Annotated in this window: 16 protein-coding genes; 11 read left to right on the top strand and 5 right to left on the bottom strand. The window is 60.9% G+C overall.

Annotated elements, in window-relative coordinates; translation table 11 throughout:
* Positions 1-20: 20 nt before the first annotated feature.
* Together NG900_RS00080 and NG900_RS00075 are read right to left on the bottom strand one after the other, a co-directional pair.
* A complete protein-coding gene (locus tag NG900_RS00080) occupies positions 21-1,004 on the bottom strand; it encodes a zinc-binding dehydrogenase (RefSeq protein WP_252675529.1) in 984 nt (327 codons plus the stop codon).
* Between the two features lie 102 nt (positions 1,005-1,106).
* On the bottom strand, positions 1,107-2,612 hold the full coding sequence (locus NG900_RS00075) for a CoA-acylating methylmalonate-semialdehyde dehydrogenase (protein WP_252675527.1): 1,506 nt from the start codon (positions 2,610-2,612) through the stop codon (positions 1,107-1,109).
* 167 nt (positions 2,613-2,779) lie between these two features.
* Between NG900_RS00075 and NG900_RS00070 the strand changes: the two genes are divergently transcribed.
* The 10 genes from NG900_RS00070 to NG900_RS00025 all read left to right on the top strand — a co-directional run bounded on the left by NG900_RS00070 (position 2,780) and on the right by NG900_RS00025 (position 12,110).
* Positions 2,780-3,703 (top strand): LysR family transcriptional regulator, encoded by a 924-nt coding sequence (locus tag NG900_RS00070; protein WP_252675525.1) that lies wholly within the window; start codon positions 2,780-2,782, stop codon positions 3,701-3,703.
* Positions 3,704-3,782: 79 nt separating this feature from the next.
* Entirely contained in the window at positions 3,783-4,013 is a 231-nt protein-coding gene (locus NG900_RS00065; RefSeq protein ID WP_252675523.1) for a hypothetical protein, read from the top strand.
* An 889-nt stretch (positions 4,014-4,902) separates the two neighbouring features.
* Positions 4,903-5,475: a hypothetical protein gene (locus tag NG900_RS00060; RefSeq protein WP_252675520.1), complete on the top strand. Its 573-nt coding sequence runs from the start codon at positions 4,903-4,905 to the stop codon at positions 5,473-5,475.
* 11 nt (positions 5,476-5,486) lie between these two features.
* Positions 5,487-6,110 (top strand): hypothetical protein, encoded by a 624-nt coding sequence (locus NG900_RS00055; protein ID WP_252675518.1) that lies wholly within the window; start codon positions 5,487-5,489, stop codon positions 6,108-6,110.
* Positions 6,110-6,820, top strand: a complete 711-nt coding sequence (locus tag NG900_RS00050; protein ID WP_252675516.1) for an RES family NAD+ phosphorylase — start codon at positions 6,110-6,112, stop codon at positions 6,818-6,820. The genes NG900_RS00055 and NG900_RS00050 overlap by 1 nt, the downstream gene beginning before the upstream one ends.
* 138 nt (positions 6,821-6,958) lie before the next feature.
* A complete protein-coding gene (locus tag NG900_RS00045) occupies positions 6,959-7,519 on the top strand; it encodes a hypothetical protein (protein WP_252675514.1) in 561 nt (186 codons plus the stop codon).
* Entirely contained in the window at positions 7,500-7,685 is a 186-nt protein-coding gene (locus NG900_RS00040) for a hypothetical protein (protein WP_252675512.1), read from the top strand. Before NG900_RS00045 ends, NG900_RS00040 begins: the two co-directional genes overlap by 20 nt.
* A 57-nt stretch (positions 7,686-7,742) precedes the next feature.
* Positions 7,743-8,597, top strand: coding sequence for a DUF5677 domain-containing protein (locus NG900_RS00035; RefSeq protein WP_252675509.1), 855 nt, complete (start codon positions 7,743-7,745; stop codon positions 8,595-8,597).
* 17 nt (positions 8,598-8,614) lie between these two features.
* Positions 8,615-11,014, top strand: a complete 2,400-nt coding sequence (locus NG900_RS00030) for a restriction endonuclease (RefSeq protein WP_252675507.1) — start codon at positions 8,615-8,617, stop codon at positions 11,012-11,014.
* Between the two features lie 349 nt (positions 11,015-11,363).
* Positions 11,364-12,110: an NYN domain-containing protein gene (locus NG900_RS00025; RefSeq protein ID WP_252675506.1), complete on the top strand. Its 747-nt coding sequence runs from the start codon at positions 11,364-11,366 to the stop codon at positions 12,108-12,110.
* A gap of 34 nt (positions 12,111-12,144) precedes the next feature.
* On the opposite strand, the gene NG900_RS00020 is transcribed toward NG900_RS00025, so the two are convergent.
* Positions 12,145-13,383 (bottom strand): hypothetical protein, encoded by a 1,239-nt coding sequence (locus tag NG900_RS00020; protein ID WP_252675505.1) that lies wholly within the window; start codon positions 13,381-13,383, stop codon positions 12,145-12,147.
* Positions 13,380-13,616, bottom strand: a complete 237-nt coding sequence (locus NG900_RS00015) for a hypothetical protein (RefSeq protein ID WP_252675504.1) — start codon at positions 13,614-13,616, stop codon at positions 13,380-13,382. The genes NG900_RS00020 and NG900_RS00015 overlap by 4 nt, the downstream gene beginning before the upstream one ends.
* Positions 13,617-13,817: 201 nt before the next feature.
* Here NG900_RS00015 and NG900_RS00010 point away from each other — a divergent pair, with 201 nt between their 5' ends.
* The gene (locus NG900_RS00010) at positions 13,818-15,095 is read left to right on the top strand and encodes a hypothetical protein (RefSeq protein ID WP_252675503.1); all 1,278 of its coding nucleotides are present in this window, start codon (positions 13,818-13,820) and stop codon (positions 15,093-15,095) included.
* A gap of 342 nt (positions 15,096-15,437) precedes the next feature.
* On the opposite strand, the gene NG900_RS00005 is transcribed toward NG900_RS00010, so the two are convergent.
* On the bottom strand, positions 15,438-16,463 hold the full coding sequence (locus tag NG900_RS00005; protein WP_252675502.1) for an IS110 family RNA-guided transposase: 1,026 nt from the start codon (positions 16,461-16,463) through the stop codon (positions 15,438-15,440).
* Between the last annotated feature and the right edge of the window lie 77 nt (positions 16,464-16,540).

Raw genomic sequence — 16,540 nt, 5'->3', positions numbered from 1 at the left:
CCTAGGCTGTGCAGCCGGTTCTAGGGGTGCAGAAGGAACTTTCCGAAATGCTCGTCGCGAGCCATGGTGTCCTGCGCATTCAGTGCATCGGACAACGGATAAGCGGCATGAATCACGGGCAGAAGCGTGCCAGCGACGAACAGGGGATAGACGTCGCGTCGGAATTGCTCGAACAACTCTGCCTTCTGCTCGACAGTGCGCGTCCGGAAGGAGACGCCGACCAGGGAAATCCGTTTACGTGCAAGCGTGTCCAGGTCGATCTCGCCCGTGGTTCCTCCGACCCATCCAACGTTGACAATGCGACCGCCCAAAGCCACCGCAGCCAAGTTGTCTGCGATTGCCGGCCCGCCCACCATATCGACGACGACATCTACACCGCGACCGCTTGTCTCGTTCATGACCTCGGTCGCCACGTCATCACTGCCGTTGATCACTAATCGGTCCAGGCCGATATCGGTCAGCGCGCTGGCGTTATCGGTCGTACGGCCTGTACCGATGATCTTCCCTGCCCCGATCGCTCGGGCGATTTGCAGCGCGGCGATCCCTACAGCAGATGCCACCCCTTGGATCAGTACGCTCTGGCCCGCCGAGAAATGGCCATTCGTCACAAGCGCGTTGTGTGCCGTCGGGTAGACAGTCGATACGGCCGCTGCCTGGTCGTAAGAGAACGACGAGGGGATCGGCATCGCGAAGCGGTAGTCGATCGTCGCCATTTCGGCGTAGGCGCCAGTGGTCATGCCCATGACCTTGTCGCCTACCTTGAAGCCCTTGACTTCGCTACCGACAGCGATGACATCTCCAGCCATTTCGAGGCCCGCGACCATCGGCTTGCCGGCGGCCGGCCCCCCGTGTGCGGTGGAGCGGGCCAAATCAATGCGGTTGATGCCCGCAGTCTTGACGCGGACGAGCAGATCAGTTGGCCCGGCCTCCGGATCCGGTACGGTTTGATATTCGAGCGTCGGCCTTTTCTGACCGTCCTGTTGAACGATAACTATGGCTTTCATGGCATACCTTTCGTAAGCGCAGGGCTGCGCGGATGGCCAAGAGGAATGGCCATGCCTTCCCGGCTCGCCGGGCACACAGTGCGCGGATATTTGGATTGAGAATCAGGCGCTGGGATTGAACGCGAGGGACACCGGCATGGCGTCGTCATCCGGCTCCGGCCAGCGTTGTGAGACGGTCTTGAATTTCGTGTAGAAGCGAGCAGCGTCTGGCCCGTACAGATGCCCATCACCGAACTTCGAACGACGCAATCCGCCGAAGTTGAAGTAGGCTGAGGGAAGCGGAACCGGTACGTTCACGCCGATCATGCCGGACTCGATCTCCATCATGAAGCGGTGAGCGGACTTGCCATCGCGCGTGAAGATGACTGAGCCATTGCCGTATTCGTGGCGGTTGGTGATTTCAATCGCCTCTTCAAATGTCGATGGCCGCATGATGCCGCGTACCGGGCCGAATATTTCTTCTCGGTACAACTGCATATCGGTTGTGACCCGATCGAACAACGTTGGCCCAAGGTAGTAGCCATTGGGGTGTCCTTGCACCTCCAGGCCACGCCCATCAACGACGAGTTCGCCTCCTTCCTCAAGGCAACGGGCAATGGCTCGCTCAACTGCGGTCTTCGACTCTCGGGACACCACCGGGCCGTAGTCTGCGACTGCATCGTTGTAGGGCCCGACCTTCAAAGCTTGAATCTTCGGAATGACGAGTTCGCGCAGGCGCTCGGCGGTTTCCACGCCAACCGGTAGCAAGAGCGACACGGCCATGCATCGCTGACTCGCGGAGCCAAAACCCGCAGAGACAAACGCGGAGGCCGCGGCCTCAAGATCCGCGTCAGGCATGACGACCATATGGTTCTTGCCACCCGTGAAGGCCGCTACACGCTTGTTGTGGGCGGTGCCTTTTTGATAGATGTACTCGCCGACCGCCGTGGATCCGACAAAGCTCACTCCGGCAATGCCTGGGTGCTCAAGAATCGCGTCCACCACTTCCTTGTCACCTTGCACGACATTGAAGACCCCGTCCGGCAATCCCGCCTCCTTCCAAAGGCGCGCGAACTCAAGTGCCGCGCTGGGTACCTTCTCGGAGGGTTTCCAGACAATGCTGTTGCCCACAGCCACCGCCATGGTCATCATGACCGCGGGAACCATGATGGGGAAATTGAACGGCGTGATGCACCCAACCACCCCAATCGGTCGGCGCATGGAGAACACTTCAATTTCTCCCCCGACGTTGTTGGTGTACTCCCCCTTGGAGACATGCGGCGCGTTACAGGCGAATTCGATTCCCTCGATGGCACGCCCAAGTTCGCCCTTCGCGTCCGGGATGGTCTTACCGTGCTCGCGCCCGATGACCTCGGCGAGCAGATCCAAGTTGGCGATCATCAGCTCGCGCAGCTTGAAGATCACGGCTTGGCGCGCGGCGTGGGAGGCACGCCCCCACTTGCGACCGGCCTCTGCCGCCACAACGACGGCGTGGTCCACAGTGGCATGCGTTCCGTATGCGCAACGGCTCGTTTCCTCGCCGGTCGATGGGTTGTACACCGGGCCACTTCGGCCTGCGGCCTCGGAATACGGTTTGCCGGCGATGAAATGCTCGATGAATTGACTCATGACTGCCTTGTCTCCTGTTTGGAATGGGGCCGCACCTGATTGGCGACTGCGTAGACCGTTGCGCCAATTTCGGCCATAGGAGTCATCTTAATGAGCATTTCTGCAATCGGAATACCTTAAAATGGAACTGCGTTATCCATATTTGCATAAAGAGGATAGGAGACGGGATGAAGCAGTTCGATTGGGACAACCTGCGGATATTTCTGGCAGCAGCGCGTGCGCAGTCTGCGCTGGAAGCGTCACACGCGTTGAAAATGAGTCAGTCGACGATCTCGAGGCGCATTCAACGACTAGAGCGCGATACCGGCTCGAAGCTCTTCGATCGCAGCTCACAGGGCCTTCGCCTAACGAGCGCTGGGCACCGGCTACTCGAGCATGTGGAGGTGCTTGAGGGCACGCTTACGGCTGTCGAGTCGAGCATGATCAGCGATGAGGTCGCGCTGACAGGCGAGATTCGTCTAGGGGCCACTGAAGGCTTCGGTACGTTCTTTCTACCCCCGCACCTGACGCACTTTTGCGCTAGGCACCCCGCGCTCACTGTTGACGTCTTGCCGCTGCCGCGCAACCTGAACCTGTCCAAGCGGGAAGCCGACGCATCGGTGGCCATCGACCGTCCGAGCGCCAACAGCTTCGTCACCCGCAAGCTTTCCGAATACCGGTTACTGCCGTACGCTACGCAGGAGTACTTGGACGGTCGCCCACCGATCAAGGATATCGATGATCTGATCGAACACCGATGGATAGCCTACGTCAGCGACCTGATTTTCTCGCCGCAGCAATTCACGTTGGAACAATGGCTCCCTGGCGTCAAGCCATGCTTCAGAAGTACCAGCGTTAACGCTCAAGCGCAGGCCGTGAAAGCAGGTTGCGGCATCGGGGTGCTACCTTGTTTTCTCGGCAGTGTGATTGATGGGCTGGTCCCTGTGCTTCCCGGCAAAGTCGACATTACCCGAACTTTTTGGCTGATCGCCCCGCCCGAGCGAAGGGAAGTCGCGCGCGTAAAGGCTTTATGGGATTACATATGCGAAGTGGTCGATTCCAATTGTGACTTTATGATGGGGGAAACAACGCGCATTACGTGGGTCAGGTGACAAAGCGTCTGTGCGGGTCTTCTTTGTAAGTTATCACCGCGACCGAGCCCGCTTTGATGCGCCTTCTTGCAGCAGCACCTTGCAGCGTGATGACTTCTACTCGGCAGCCGTCAACTACCAACCGACATCGAACCTGGGCCTGACCCTTGTGTACTACTACGATGCGGTCAAAGCATTGAAGGTCAGGGCGGGACAACCCATCATCAACCAGCCGAACCCATGGCAAGCCAGCTTCATTGCTGACTACAACCTCTCCAAGCGTACCGATGTTGGCTGGGGGGGGCGAGAGCAGCACGCCCAGTGGTGCTAGCACCGCTATGGAGCCGGCCTGGCTTAGCAGGTAGGCGCTGCTTGATCTGCGCGAATAGGAGGCGGCTGGCGCCGAGGCGTCACCACGGCGTTTAGGCGTGTGTATACGGCTGGTGCAGCGCAGTCTAGAAGAGACCGAAGTATCTGCACGGTGCTGCATATCACCGCTAGCGTGGCCTCGCGACTCTATAGGACGCCGCTGCGGCCGATCGACCCCGGTTTGCCCGTTGCGGCCCGTTTGCCCGAGGGCATCAGCCTTGGGTGACTTGGGGCAGGCCATACCGCGCAGCTACATTAGATGAAAGCGAGGAGACGATGATAAAAGGCATGCGGACCAGGGCCAGATTGGGATTGCTGTTTTTTGGCCTGAATTCCTGGACGTCGCTCGCATTAGCAAACTATGGCGCGGAGCTGACAGCAAACGGGCCGACTGCCTCTGGCATGGCTGGCGTATCCATCGGGGTGCCTCAGGGAACGACCACGGCGACCGACAACCCTGCTGGGATGGCAGAGGTGGGGCAGGTGTCTTCGACTGAGCGGTAAGCACCGTTCTGTGACAGCAGCGTAGGGGAGCACCTTACGTCGCTCATCCACATTTCTTCCCGAGCGGGAATATTTGCCCAGCGTTGCCGACGTACTCGCCCGAATCTGCCCGATCGGGAAAATTCAGCTGTTGCTCATGAAGCCGAAACTGGGTGACAGGGGGGGTAACAAAATTGTGTCGTCAGACGAGAAAAGTGCACAGACGCGCATATTTCGCAACACATGATAATGAAACTTATCAACCACAGAAAAACGGTTATCCGCCCCTTGTTCGGTTGAGAAACTTGAGAATCTTGCAAAAGTTGCGTAGGATTGAGTCAAGATCCACTGCACAGTCCTTCGCAACCATGTGTACCTATTCCAATGTGGCCGATCTGGCCGCGCGCATGCGTATCGAGCCGGAGACGCTTCTCGAAAGGCTGCGGGCAGCCGGGGTGGAAAAAGCCAACGCACAAGACCCAGTCCACGAGGCGGACGTTGCAGCGCTCAGTGCGCTCTATCGCAAGCTGCTTGGCTCTCGGGCCGTCGAGATCGCCGACGAACTACAGGCGGAGGAGGAACAAGCTATCCAGATGCCGGTGACCGAGGTCGAGGTGGGCCTCCGACGAGGGATGCTCTCGTTGGAGCACAATCTTCTGCTCGTTCCGCTTGGAAATATCCGCACGAGTCACCAACGCCGGGTTCTGGCCATCCTGGGCGGGGTTGAAGCCGACGGCGTAGTGGCCGTGAAGGTGGTGAGCGGGAGTATTTCCGAAGGCTACGTCCAGTCCCTACGCCACAACGGTGAACATTTCCGTCGCGTTATTGCTTTGGCCCGGCGTCGGATCGCCCGGGTCGCCAGGGATATTGTTGCTTGCCTGTTGTCGGACCGCGAAGTGGCTGTGCATCCGGCTTTCGCGCCGCCCCGTGCTGTCATCTGATGGAGTTTGATATGACACCGCGTACTCAAATGCCGGCCGCTGTGGCAGCCGGCCCCCGACTGGTCGAGAAATTGGTCCACGACATTGACGAGCAACTGGAGTTGGCCATCGATTCGCACGAGCGCGAACGCGTGATGGCCATCGTGCGCCAGTGCCTGACGGCAACGCTCACACGTCCCGGTACGCCGGCGGTGGATGTCGACGACCAGCTCGCCGTGTCATATCTGAAGCCCTCGGAGGTCATTGCACAGGGTCTGGTGGCCATGTCGCAGGCGACGCTGTACCGCGCGGTGGAAGATGGACGCTTCTACTGCGTCACGCCGCCGGGCAAGGCGATCGGCCGAGCTTTTCCGGCCTGGCAGTTCACGCTGCCTGTGCCAGAGCTGCTAGCCCCCATCCTGCGCCAGATGCAAGACGTTCCGAGCAGTGAGATTCATGCGTTCTGGGTGACCCCGGTCGACGTCTTTGATGACCTGACCCCAGCCGAACTGCTGGCAGGCAAGCCATTCGAGACTCGGGCGGCACTGTCTGCCGTCCAGCAGGGCCATCTCTCGCAAGCTGCAGCGCAGCGGCAGGCGAGGGTGGTGGCCCGCTTGGCCTGGTTGCCCTCGCGCCGTTCGGATGACATCAGCTGATGCCGACATCGCAACCTGAAACCACAATACCGCCTGTCTTTGCCGAAACCCTCCCTGCCGTTGAACGCCTGCAGCCGATCCTGGCCGCCAGCGTGACAGTGCTCCCCGCCGGCACCCGCCTCTATCGTGCGGTCCGGCATCTGGCCGCCGTCATCCCGCCGTACGTGACGCGGACCTACCGCTTCGGGCCGCCCGACACCCTGCGCGATGCGCAAAATCAGTATCCGTTCTACTGGCTCTACGCGGCGCAGGATCTGTACACCGCGCTGTGGGAGGCCGAATTCTGCTGCAACGACATCACGCAGCCGGGCACTTTCTACATCCCCGACGCAGTGGCCGAGCAGGGCTTGATCGCCGAGTTCACGCTGCGCATGGACGTGCCCCTCGTCGACCTGGCAGGCACGGCGCTGAGCAAGCTCGGCATCTACGACCGCATCAGCGCCGAGCACGCGTGGTGCCAGTGGCTTGGGGTGCGGCTCGACGCGGTGCTGTCGGCGTGGCCGGAGCTCGGGCGTCCCTTGGGCTTTCGCTATCCGTCGCGTCGGCACCGGAACCACAACGCGCTGGCCATCCACTCGCAGGCGTTGGAGCAGTGGCGCAAGAGTACGGCGGTCCGGGTCGTACCGTTCGCGGAGATGCCGCATTTTGAACTGCTGCGCGCCGACTCAAACTATGCGGCCCCGCTGCTGGGCGGATTCTCAGTCGAATAGCGCCGCTCGCGCCACCGTATCGGGCCCAAGGAGCTTGGTTCTTAATTGCGGAACGTAGGGTCTTGGTTGCCTTCCTTTCTTGAAGGCTTACGATGGCGGACTTGATGATCCTGGCCAGCCTCATCCCTTTGCACTTCCATGTACGACTACATCACCCCGGAGCTATTGGCCGAACTCTTCGATCTGGAGGATGACCAACCTGATGCGGTCAGTGTCTTCGGTCCAATTCCGATCGCGCCGGACATTGTCGGCGAGGCTATGGGAATCGTGTTCGGTAGCGTGCGCTTTGTGGTGTTCTTCGCCAGTCCCCTCGCGCTGGCAGACGGCGATCCAGACTATCTTCAGCAGACTGTGAATAGCTGGGCTGGCGGCTATGTGCCACAAGCGGACGCGCGCGTCGTGAAATTTCTGCGCGCTGAAGCTGACCGCGCCACGATGTTCGAGCCGGAGCACTGGCCGTTGCCCCAACCGCAAGCGATCTGGCAGTTCATTGAGGTGCTGTCCGAAGCGCTTGTTGCGCACGCAGAACATTTGCCCCAGGTGCCGGAGTATTTCTTCATTCCCCAGGCAGCGAGTTTGGACTCGCTTTATAATCGAATGGCCAGGAATTTTGAACGCGGCCAATTTCCGGTGAGATTCCGTTGTGTCACACGGCCCGCAGCAGACGAAGGAGGTTTCTATGGCTACCAACGCGCGTAAAGCCGTGCGGCCAGCTGTCGTCGCCATGCAGAAGAAGGGCATGGAGGTGATCCTGCGTCATGCGGATAAGGCGCGCACACAAGAGTCGCCGCGCAAGCCGGCGACGGTGGTGCTGCGCACGAAGCTGCGGGTGGCCGTCAAGGGAGCCACACTAGCACTCAAATGATCCCCGCCTTGTGAAAACACAAAAGCCGTCTGCGAAGACGGCTTTTTCATATCCGCAATGACCGCATCGGTGCTGACCAAGAATCTTGCGACTGATTTTGAGCGTCTACTGACACTGGTGATGCAGCTCGTTCAATCTCAGACCGGGCAGCCGATACCAGCGGACCAATTTTGGTTGAACGATGCGCAAGTCCTGGGCAAGAAGTTCTGCTACCACGTTGCCTCGCTACGCCTGATAGCTCAACCGGTCGAAGTCGACATTGACGGACACGGCGTCGATTGCCACATTGACCACAGCTCCGTGATGATTCTGGCGCGCGCAGCGCTGGAAACCTACCTCACGTTCGCCTACGTCTATGGCAGCAAGGATGCGCAGGTCAGGCATTTCCGCCATTTGGTCTGGCACCGCGCAGGCCTCCTCGATCGACAGAACTTTTCCGCCCGCGATCCGGCGCACCGGAAGAAGCTGGCCGACGAGAAGGTCAAGATCGATCAGCTCCAGACGGAGATCGAAACGCATGGTGTCTGGCAGCAGTATTCCGCTTCACAGCGTAAGCAGATGCTCAAGGGCGAATGGCATGCGGGAATGTCTTGGGCCAACATCGGCGTCGCGGCCGGCTTCCACCCGGTCTATATCCGGAACGTCTATAGCTTCCTCTGCGGCTATGCGCACTCGAGCTGGCTCAGCATTCTGCAGATTCGCGACGCGCAAGCGCTAAGTGCCCAGGAGGCGATGGCCGCCAAGTTCGTGAGTGCCACCCTCGTCTTCATGAGTTTCTTTGTGCAGAACTATGTTGCCCTGTTTCCCCAGGCCAATGCTGTCCTGACTAGCAACCCCGAAGGGGGCAACCTTGCGAAGCAGTGGCATCTGAACGCCGATCGTCTAGCCCCTCATTACAGCGCCCCGAATTGAGTTTGCTGAAACGCTCTATGCCCACTGAATCTGTCGCCCCCAACCAGCAGACGTTGTTATCCGAACGCGTGCCCGTAGCGCGCGCGGTGGCCACCAATGTGAATCGTGCGACGGCGGCCGAAATCAAAGCGTTGGCGGAACCCTACAACGGGGCCACGGTGGGCCAACGGTTCTTCGGGCCAGCCTGGCTGCGCGAGGATGGTGTTCCCTGCCTGGTGTTTATTGCGCAGAATCGTGCCGCCGTCCAGCAGCTCCGTGACCAGAGAACGTGTGTCGCGATTGGCTGGCTCTGGAACAACTCACCCACCATGGCGTTTTCGTTCACGCTAATGTTGGAAGGAAAGAATCCCCGTCCGCATACACGTTGGATTCGGCCGAGCACCGATCCTGTGGTGGCTGCAATTCGCCGGCATGGCCGGTTCTACATGATCGCGGTCACGCCGGAAGGGCATCAGTCCACCTGGTTTGAAGCGCAGATGTATTCAGGCATAAAGGACACCGAACCGTCTCTAGATGCCATGGAAGGATCTTGGGCGCATCCAGCGCCGGGATTGAAGGGGTCCCGTGCAGGGCAGCGGTTTGATCCGTTCGCATGCGAAAAGCAGAGTGACACCACGGATGATGTGCCTGCGATCCCGCTTTGGTCGGAACCCGCATCCGATAGCTGGGCAGAGCTGAACTACGACGGTCCCTGGGCAGCCGACCTCCATTCGGCGGACAAGGCTCGAGCTGCCTGGGGCAGCCAGGTGTATCGGAATCGCCGGCTCGCCGCCGGTTTCGTGCGCGGCATCGTAGAGCGCCAAACACATGACGGCGTGCCACCGGTCGTCACTGAGGAAGGTCAGTGGCTCGGTGATGGCGCGATTGCGGAGCAGGGCAGGGAGTTGGTCGCATGTGCGCCATTGATCGGCCTTTGGCTCGCGGCATTGACGGGACCCACGCCCTGCGCAGAATCCGCGCATCGCGCGTGTGTCGATGTCCTGCACGATTCGTACGCGCTGTTCTGTGTACTCGACAAGCTGATCCCTTTGCTCAACGACGCCGGCGACCAATTGCTGGCCGAAGCCACTCGTTGGACGTTCGAGGCAGCCTTGCTCGATGACAAGATCACGCAGGGCGGCACGCATAGGCCGTGGTTCGCCAACACCGGGCAATACGGCTTGGAGTTGCGCAGCGCGCCCTTTAATCTTGACGCGCCCCTACCCGATATCGAAGTGATGTGGCGCAGTGGTCTGGAAATCCTGGACCTCATAGACGCGGGCCAGCGGCTCGGGCCGAACGATTTTCCGGTCCCGTTGGCGGATGTCTGTGAAGCCATGCGCAGTGTCGCGCTCGATGGTACCGAAGACGAAGCGGAAGCGACAATTCAGGCGATACTGCGCGAGGCACAGGAAGCTCGGCAATGGTCCATCCCGTGGGGTGCACGGGTCGAGGTGGCGTTCGGTCCGTTCGTGGCGGTGCGGATCTTTGAGAACCAAGGCGAATTCTCGTGCCATTTCCTCGACGCAGTGCAGCGCTACCTCCATGTTGTGATTGGCATTGCGAGCGACCCGCCGCGTGCGACGGGTGGGCGCTTGATCCGCCCGCGCGATGACGATGGTGAGGTGACGTGGAACACCGATGCGGAGCTGAGCCTGCAGTTGATCGCGGCTGCGATCGTCCGGGATTTTCTGGTGGTGGAGGAGCGCGAGGCGTTATTTGGCACACGGACGACAACGCGCCGCAGCCGTGGGCGTGACGTGACGACGGTGGTGTACCTGCCGCGCGTGCGCTATAGTCGACCCAATTTGCGCCATGCGGCGCAACTCGCGCAGGGATCAGGTCGTGCGCCGCACGCAGTCACTCAACACCTGCGCCGGGCGGCAACCACATCGGCGACTCAGCGCTTTCTCGCGCAGCGGTATGGCATGCATCTTCCGGAAGGGTTCACGTTCGTGCGCCCCCACACGCGCGGTGCAATGGCGGAGGTAGAGCGCGTGCGTGTCTACCGCAGTCGGTCCGCATCGCGCATGATCTACGAAGAGGTTTCGACCGCGCCAGATGGTGCACGTCCGGAATGGTTTGAGTTTGAGCGGGATTGCATGCAGCTGCTCACGGATCGAGGGCTGCGCGTGATACATCAGGCGGCAAGTCGGGACGGCGATGGTGGCGTCGATCTGTACGCGGTTGATGAGAGCGGTCAATCGTGGATCGTGCAATGCAAATGCTGGGCGGCCCACCGTAGCGTCGGCCCGGAGACCGTCCGTGAACTGCATGGGGCCATTGCCTTTGCGGATCGGGGCGGCAGCGCCACCAGCAAAGGGATCGTCATTACAACGAGCCGATTTACGTCGGGGGTCGCCGAGGTCGGGCGCGAGTTTGGCTTCGAGCTAATCGACGGGCAGCAATTTGCTGAGTGGCGGCAAAAGTTGCGTTGATGTCGGTTCACCACATGAGCGGGCACCTTGCAATGCGCACGTGCGCGCTATCATCGAAATGGCCGACAACCCCGAAGCTCGCCTATGAAAGCCCACATACGATGGCTAGCCTGCAACACCTGTGGCGTCCTGCGTGACCACGTTCCCGATACAACCGGAGTGACACCGTTCGACGCGCCACAAAGGGGGCAGCTATGGATTTGCACGATCTGTGGCGCTGCCCACCCGGTGGCGCCGGCGCATAGCGATCAGGCCGATCGAGAGAAGTTGGAGCGTCATGGTCAACTGCGCTTGATCGATTGAGTCGGTTAATCGTTGAACCATGGCACAACAGAACGAAGGACACGACGTGTCGAACAAGGAAACCACCCGCCTCGCCGTGCTGATCGATGCCGACAACGCATCGGCCAAAGTCGTGAAGGAACTGCTCGAAGAGGTGGCCAAACACGGCACGGCGACGGTCAAGCGCGCCTATGGCGATTGGACCACGTCGAACCTGGTGGGCTGGAAGGACCAGTTGCACCGCTACGCCATCCAGCCGATTCAGCAGTTCGCCTACACGAAGGGCAAGAATTCCACAGACGCAGCATTCATCATCGATGCCATGGATCTGCTCTATGCCGGAAACGTCGATGGCTTCTGCATCGTGTCCAGCGACAGTGATTTCACGCGTCTGGCAACACGGTTGCGCGAAGCGGGGAAGGTGGTGTACGGCTTGGGTGAGCGTAAGACACCTGAACCGTTTATCGCTGCGTGCAATCGCTTCATCTTCTTCGAAGTTCTCAAGAGCGAGACCGATGGTGACGTCGGGTCCCCGTTGCGGGTCGACGGTTTGCCGGACCTCAAGTCGCTATTGACGCATGCGATTCAGGAGACGTCCCGGGATGGGGGATGGGCCACGTTGGCCGCCGTGGGGCAATTCATCAGCAAGAACAACGCGTCGTTCGATGCACGCAACTACGGATACAGGCGCTTGAGTGATCTCGTGCGCGAGCAGAGTTATCTGGAGCACAAGGAAGTTCCCGAGGCCAATGGAGTTGGCCAGCACCTGCATGTGAAGCTCAAGGGGCGGGCGGGGCGCGCCGGGAGGGCATAGAGCGCGACTCGATCCGCGGCGCTTTAGAACGTGCCTACTCACGCGCTAAGACGCGCTCGGCGAGACGCACTATCAGTGCATCGGCGACTTCGTTCTTGACGTTGTGCCGACCGTGCGGTTGGGCCAAAACCACGAGGGCAATCTCTGGGACAGTCAGGAAGCGAGCGTAGTCGCTCTCTCCTTCGGCCCCAGCGGTCAGGCAGGCTTCCTTGCCTACCTTGGATGCCAGTTCACTGCAGTCTCCGCACACCACCGCACGCTTGTTCTTGTAGCGTTCGCCGGGGGCGTAGAAGGTTCGATCCGACAGCCGGAACGTCCACCCGCCGCTGTTGGATTTGCGTACCGTCTCGCGCTTGGCACGTTGGCAGGCAGGACAACGCCACCCTTCGTCTACGGTGCTCCAGTGCTTGGCACATGTCACCTTGGCGAGATAGTCGACGTCTTCGGGGCGAGGGCGCGTACGCGGCCGCTTCTGCAGGACACGTCGCCATGCGCTCACATCTGCCGCAGGGGATGGCCGCTTGTCCCCCGCCAGCTCGTAGATGGCGTCAGGAGCGCCAGAGCGGCCGGCAAGGTGCTCGGCATGGCGATACACGAACGCAGCGCGCTGCCCCAACGGTAGCTCCTGATACCAGTGGGTATTGGTTGCCGCAATCTCCGCGATTCGCGCGACGATCTTGAGCCGCAGGTGGAACGTCTCTTCTTGCTGCTGCCAGATCCGCGCGGCTTCCTCCACGTCGATTTCGTGGGGAAGGTTGGGCCGGGCGCGCACAAACCGGTGGATCTCCTGCGGCGAAAAAGAAAAATCCCTGTGGGTGCCGACAGCGCTCTTGGCGGCTGGATCGGCGGCATTGCAGTCGTCGCAGATGATCGCGTTGTCGTAGGCAGAAACCATTTGCGAAGCGCGCGCGGCAAACTGCTTGGCGGATTCGTCAGCGACGACGATTTTTTGCGATTTGCATTGGCGCTCGAACTCGCTTTTCACGAGATCTTTCATGTGATCGTGGTGCTCGACCAGTCGGCACATGAGGTGTCCATTGGAATTGAGTCGCACGATCTCCGGCTTGGAGCGTCCGCATGCGGGGCACGCCCATCCGGTTGGGGTGCACGCCCACGCCAGCGTCATATCCACGCCCTGCGCGCCGAATCGCTCGACCAGTGACCGGGTCAGCGGGGACATCACGCCGTCCAGGTTGACCTCGCCGCTTTCTACCAGTTGGAAGAAACGCTGTTTTAGTTCAGCGCCCGTGGGAAACGTCGCGTTAAGCGTCATTGGGTGGATCGGTCGGTCGTCGTCCAGCTGATTTCAGCCAGGGCGAGTTGCTTCGCTCGCCGCCGTAGTTCCGAGACGTCGATCAAGAGTGGAACGTCGACGCCCTTGGCCATGAGCAACTGGATCAACGCCGATTTTTCCGTGCACGGAAGCGGCGCGTCGATAAGGAGCTGCTTGCGTACCCCCTCGCTGTCGGTAAACGACACGAGCAGGCTTTTGGAGATGGGCGACATGATCCAGAGAGTGAGTGAGGAGCCCTGCGAGGCTACCACGGCGGTCTGATCGTTCCGAGAGGGCGTTTGCCGCAGAACTGGGGTGTTCCTGAGGGCTACCCAACCACGGAAGGGAGGCATGACCCCGTGCAGGTGCCTACGATGCATGTGCGCCGCACACAACAATCAACGTCCGACGGCCGGGGCGTATGGGAGGGGTTCATGCACGATGTCACACGGACCGACGCTTCGCGGCGGCTGGTTTCCTGCGCGCTGGTGCTTGCTGCTGTGGTGACGCTGCCTTCCTGCGCGAGCTGGAGCGCGCTGAGTCACTATCCCACGGTGCCAGAGTACTGCCCCAACGGCGACACCAAGGCGGCATGCAAAGACCTCCCGTTCGTTGCCGAGCAAGTGAGACTGGCTGCCGGCGACGCCACGCACATGACCGACGCCATGAAATCCGAGTTGGTCGCCTCGACCGCCACAGACGTTGCCACGTTTGGCCTGGCGGCGGCCTTCGGCGTTAAGCTCGTGCACGGCAACACCCTCACGAACGGCGCGAAGAATCTCGCACTAGGGGCCGGTGCCACCTACGTGGCCGGCAATTTGTTCTTTCCGCGCACGACTGAGCAGGTGCAGCTCGGCACGCGTAGCGCACTGATGTGTGTGGCCGCGCGCGGCAACGACTTGCTGGGCGCTTACGGTACGCTGACCGCCCAAATCGAAGAGACATCGCGGCAGGTCGCGCAATTGCCGACAGGCTGCCAAGCCGACACGCAGTATGCGGCCTTGGTGCGGACGCGCGATGCGGCGCAGGATGCCCTGCGTTCCGTGCGGGATTCGCAGGTGTCGTTGGCACAGTTGTTGTTCCGCGCGCGCCTGGCAGCCCATGACGGCTTGCAAGCGCAACTCGACACGCAACGCCCGAACCCAGATGCCTACTTGGCCGCCGGTAAGAGCGCGCTGACCGCAGCCGGCTCCCTGGCTTCAGCGACCGCAACAGCAACGACGGGCGCGACCGGTACCTTGTTCGGTCTGACGCTGAAGAATCAGAATTTTGGTTTCATGGAGAACGTCATCCCGGTCAATGCCTGTACGGACGAGGACCGGAAGACAATGAGCCAGTTGCAGACTACGTTCGAGGGTTACAAGCAGACGCTGAACGAGGTGGTGAACTCGGTGGCCGACGCTGGAAAGGACTGCCTGTCGGCCACCCCCGCGGTTGTCACCCCGTTGAGCGCGAGCCAGACCACGGTCACGTTGCACGCTGGCGAGAACGGCACCGTCGTGGTGGTGAGCGGCGGTCGGTCGCCGCTGTACGCGGACTGGGTGGGCACCTTGCCGAAGGACAGCGATGCTGGCTACAGCTGGCTCGTCGCCAATCAGCAGATCCGCCTCGCGGCACCGGCCAATGCCTCCGGCGGCACTTACACGCTGCGCATCCGGGACAGCGCAGCCAGGCCGGCCAACCTCGACATCACGGTGACGACGGTCAAATAGCGCGCCGCTCGGTGGACGACTAGAGCGATGGCTCATCGCTTAGCCGTGACTCGGCATGCCGGCGCCGGGCCAACAAAAATCTATGGTCACCCCCACTTTTGCAACCCTGGGTTTTGATGGTGTGTTTGGCTTGCCTAAATCTATCCGGCGTCAATGTAGGCAGAAGCTGCCCGCGCCACGATGAGAGCCGCGCCTGATGGTCCTAAAAACGGGATCGGCTTCGAGAGCCGAATTTTTTGTCAGGGTGTCCGTCAGGCCGGTATGCCGTTCACGTCATCAGAATTCCAGCAATCGCAAAACCAGAGGGGTGTTCTTCGGTAAAACAGGGACGATCGCGAGCGCTCAAACCTGTGCGAGGCTCACATCTAGCTTGAATGTCGTGTGGTGGGTAGCGAGTGCCCACGCCGTGCGTGCCAGCTTGTTCGCCAGCGCACAAGCCACCACATTCGAGTGCCGCCGCGCCAGCATGCTGCGCACCCAATCGGCAAGGCGCCCGCTCAGCCGCTCCAGCCGCAGCATGTAGCTACGCGCACACTGCACCAGCAGGCGCCGGATGTTCTTGTCCCCACGCTTACTGATGCCCAGTAGGTTGGCTCTACCGCCAGTGCTGTACTGGCGTGGCACAAGTCCGAGCGAAGCGGCGAAGTCCCGACTGCAGGCGTACTGCTTGCCATCGCCCATCTCGGCGGCCAGCACGCTCGCGGTGACCGGCCCCACGCCGGGGATCGACAACAGGCGCTGGCCGAGATCGTCTTCGGCGAGCTGGCGGCCCATCTCCTGGTCGATCTCGCCGATCTGCTCGCCGAGGTGCTTGAAGTGGGCGTGCAACCGCTCCAGCAGGTCAACCATGCGCGGCGGCAGCGGGGACTCGGCCAGAACAGCCGGCAGGCGCTTGATGACGGCCAAGCCCACCGGCAGGCTGATACCGAATTCGAGCAGGAACCCGTGGATCTGATTGATCGTCTTGGTGCGGTCGCGAATCAGCGATTCGCGTACCCGGTGCAGAGCCGAGAGTGACTGCTGCGACTCCGTCTTGGGGCTCACGAACCGCATGGATGGTCGTGAGGCCGCTTCACAGATCGCCTCGGCGTCGACAAAGTCGTTCTTGTTGCCTTTGACGAAGGGGCGCACGAACTGCGGCGAGATCAGCTTGACCTGATGCCCGAAGCCAGCGAGCTTGCGGGCCATGTGGTGTGCGCCGGCGCAGGCCTCCATGACCACGGTGCAGGCTTGCAGCTTGGCGAAAAACTCGACCAATTGTTTGCGGCTCACCTTCTTGCGAAACACGGCCTTACCTTGCCGATCCTGTCCGTGAAGGTGAAACGTGTGCTTGCCCAGATCGATTCCAACCAGCGTGACGTGCTCCATGATGGCCTCCACAAAGAAAAACACCCTACCAGCGTTACCCGCTCGTAGGGTGGGGGTGACCATCTCATTACGGGAGG

Origin of the sequence: Ralstonia soli (genome assembly GCF_023955655.1) — a bacterium.
GTDB classification, from domain to species: domain Bacteria; phylum Pseudomonadota; class Gammaproteobacteria; order Burkholderiales; family Burkholderiaceae; genus Ralstonia; species Ralstonia soli.
Note: the sequence above shows the minus strand (reverse complement) of the source record. Positions and strands in the feature narration are given on the sequence as shown.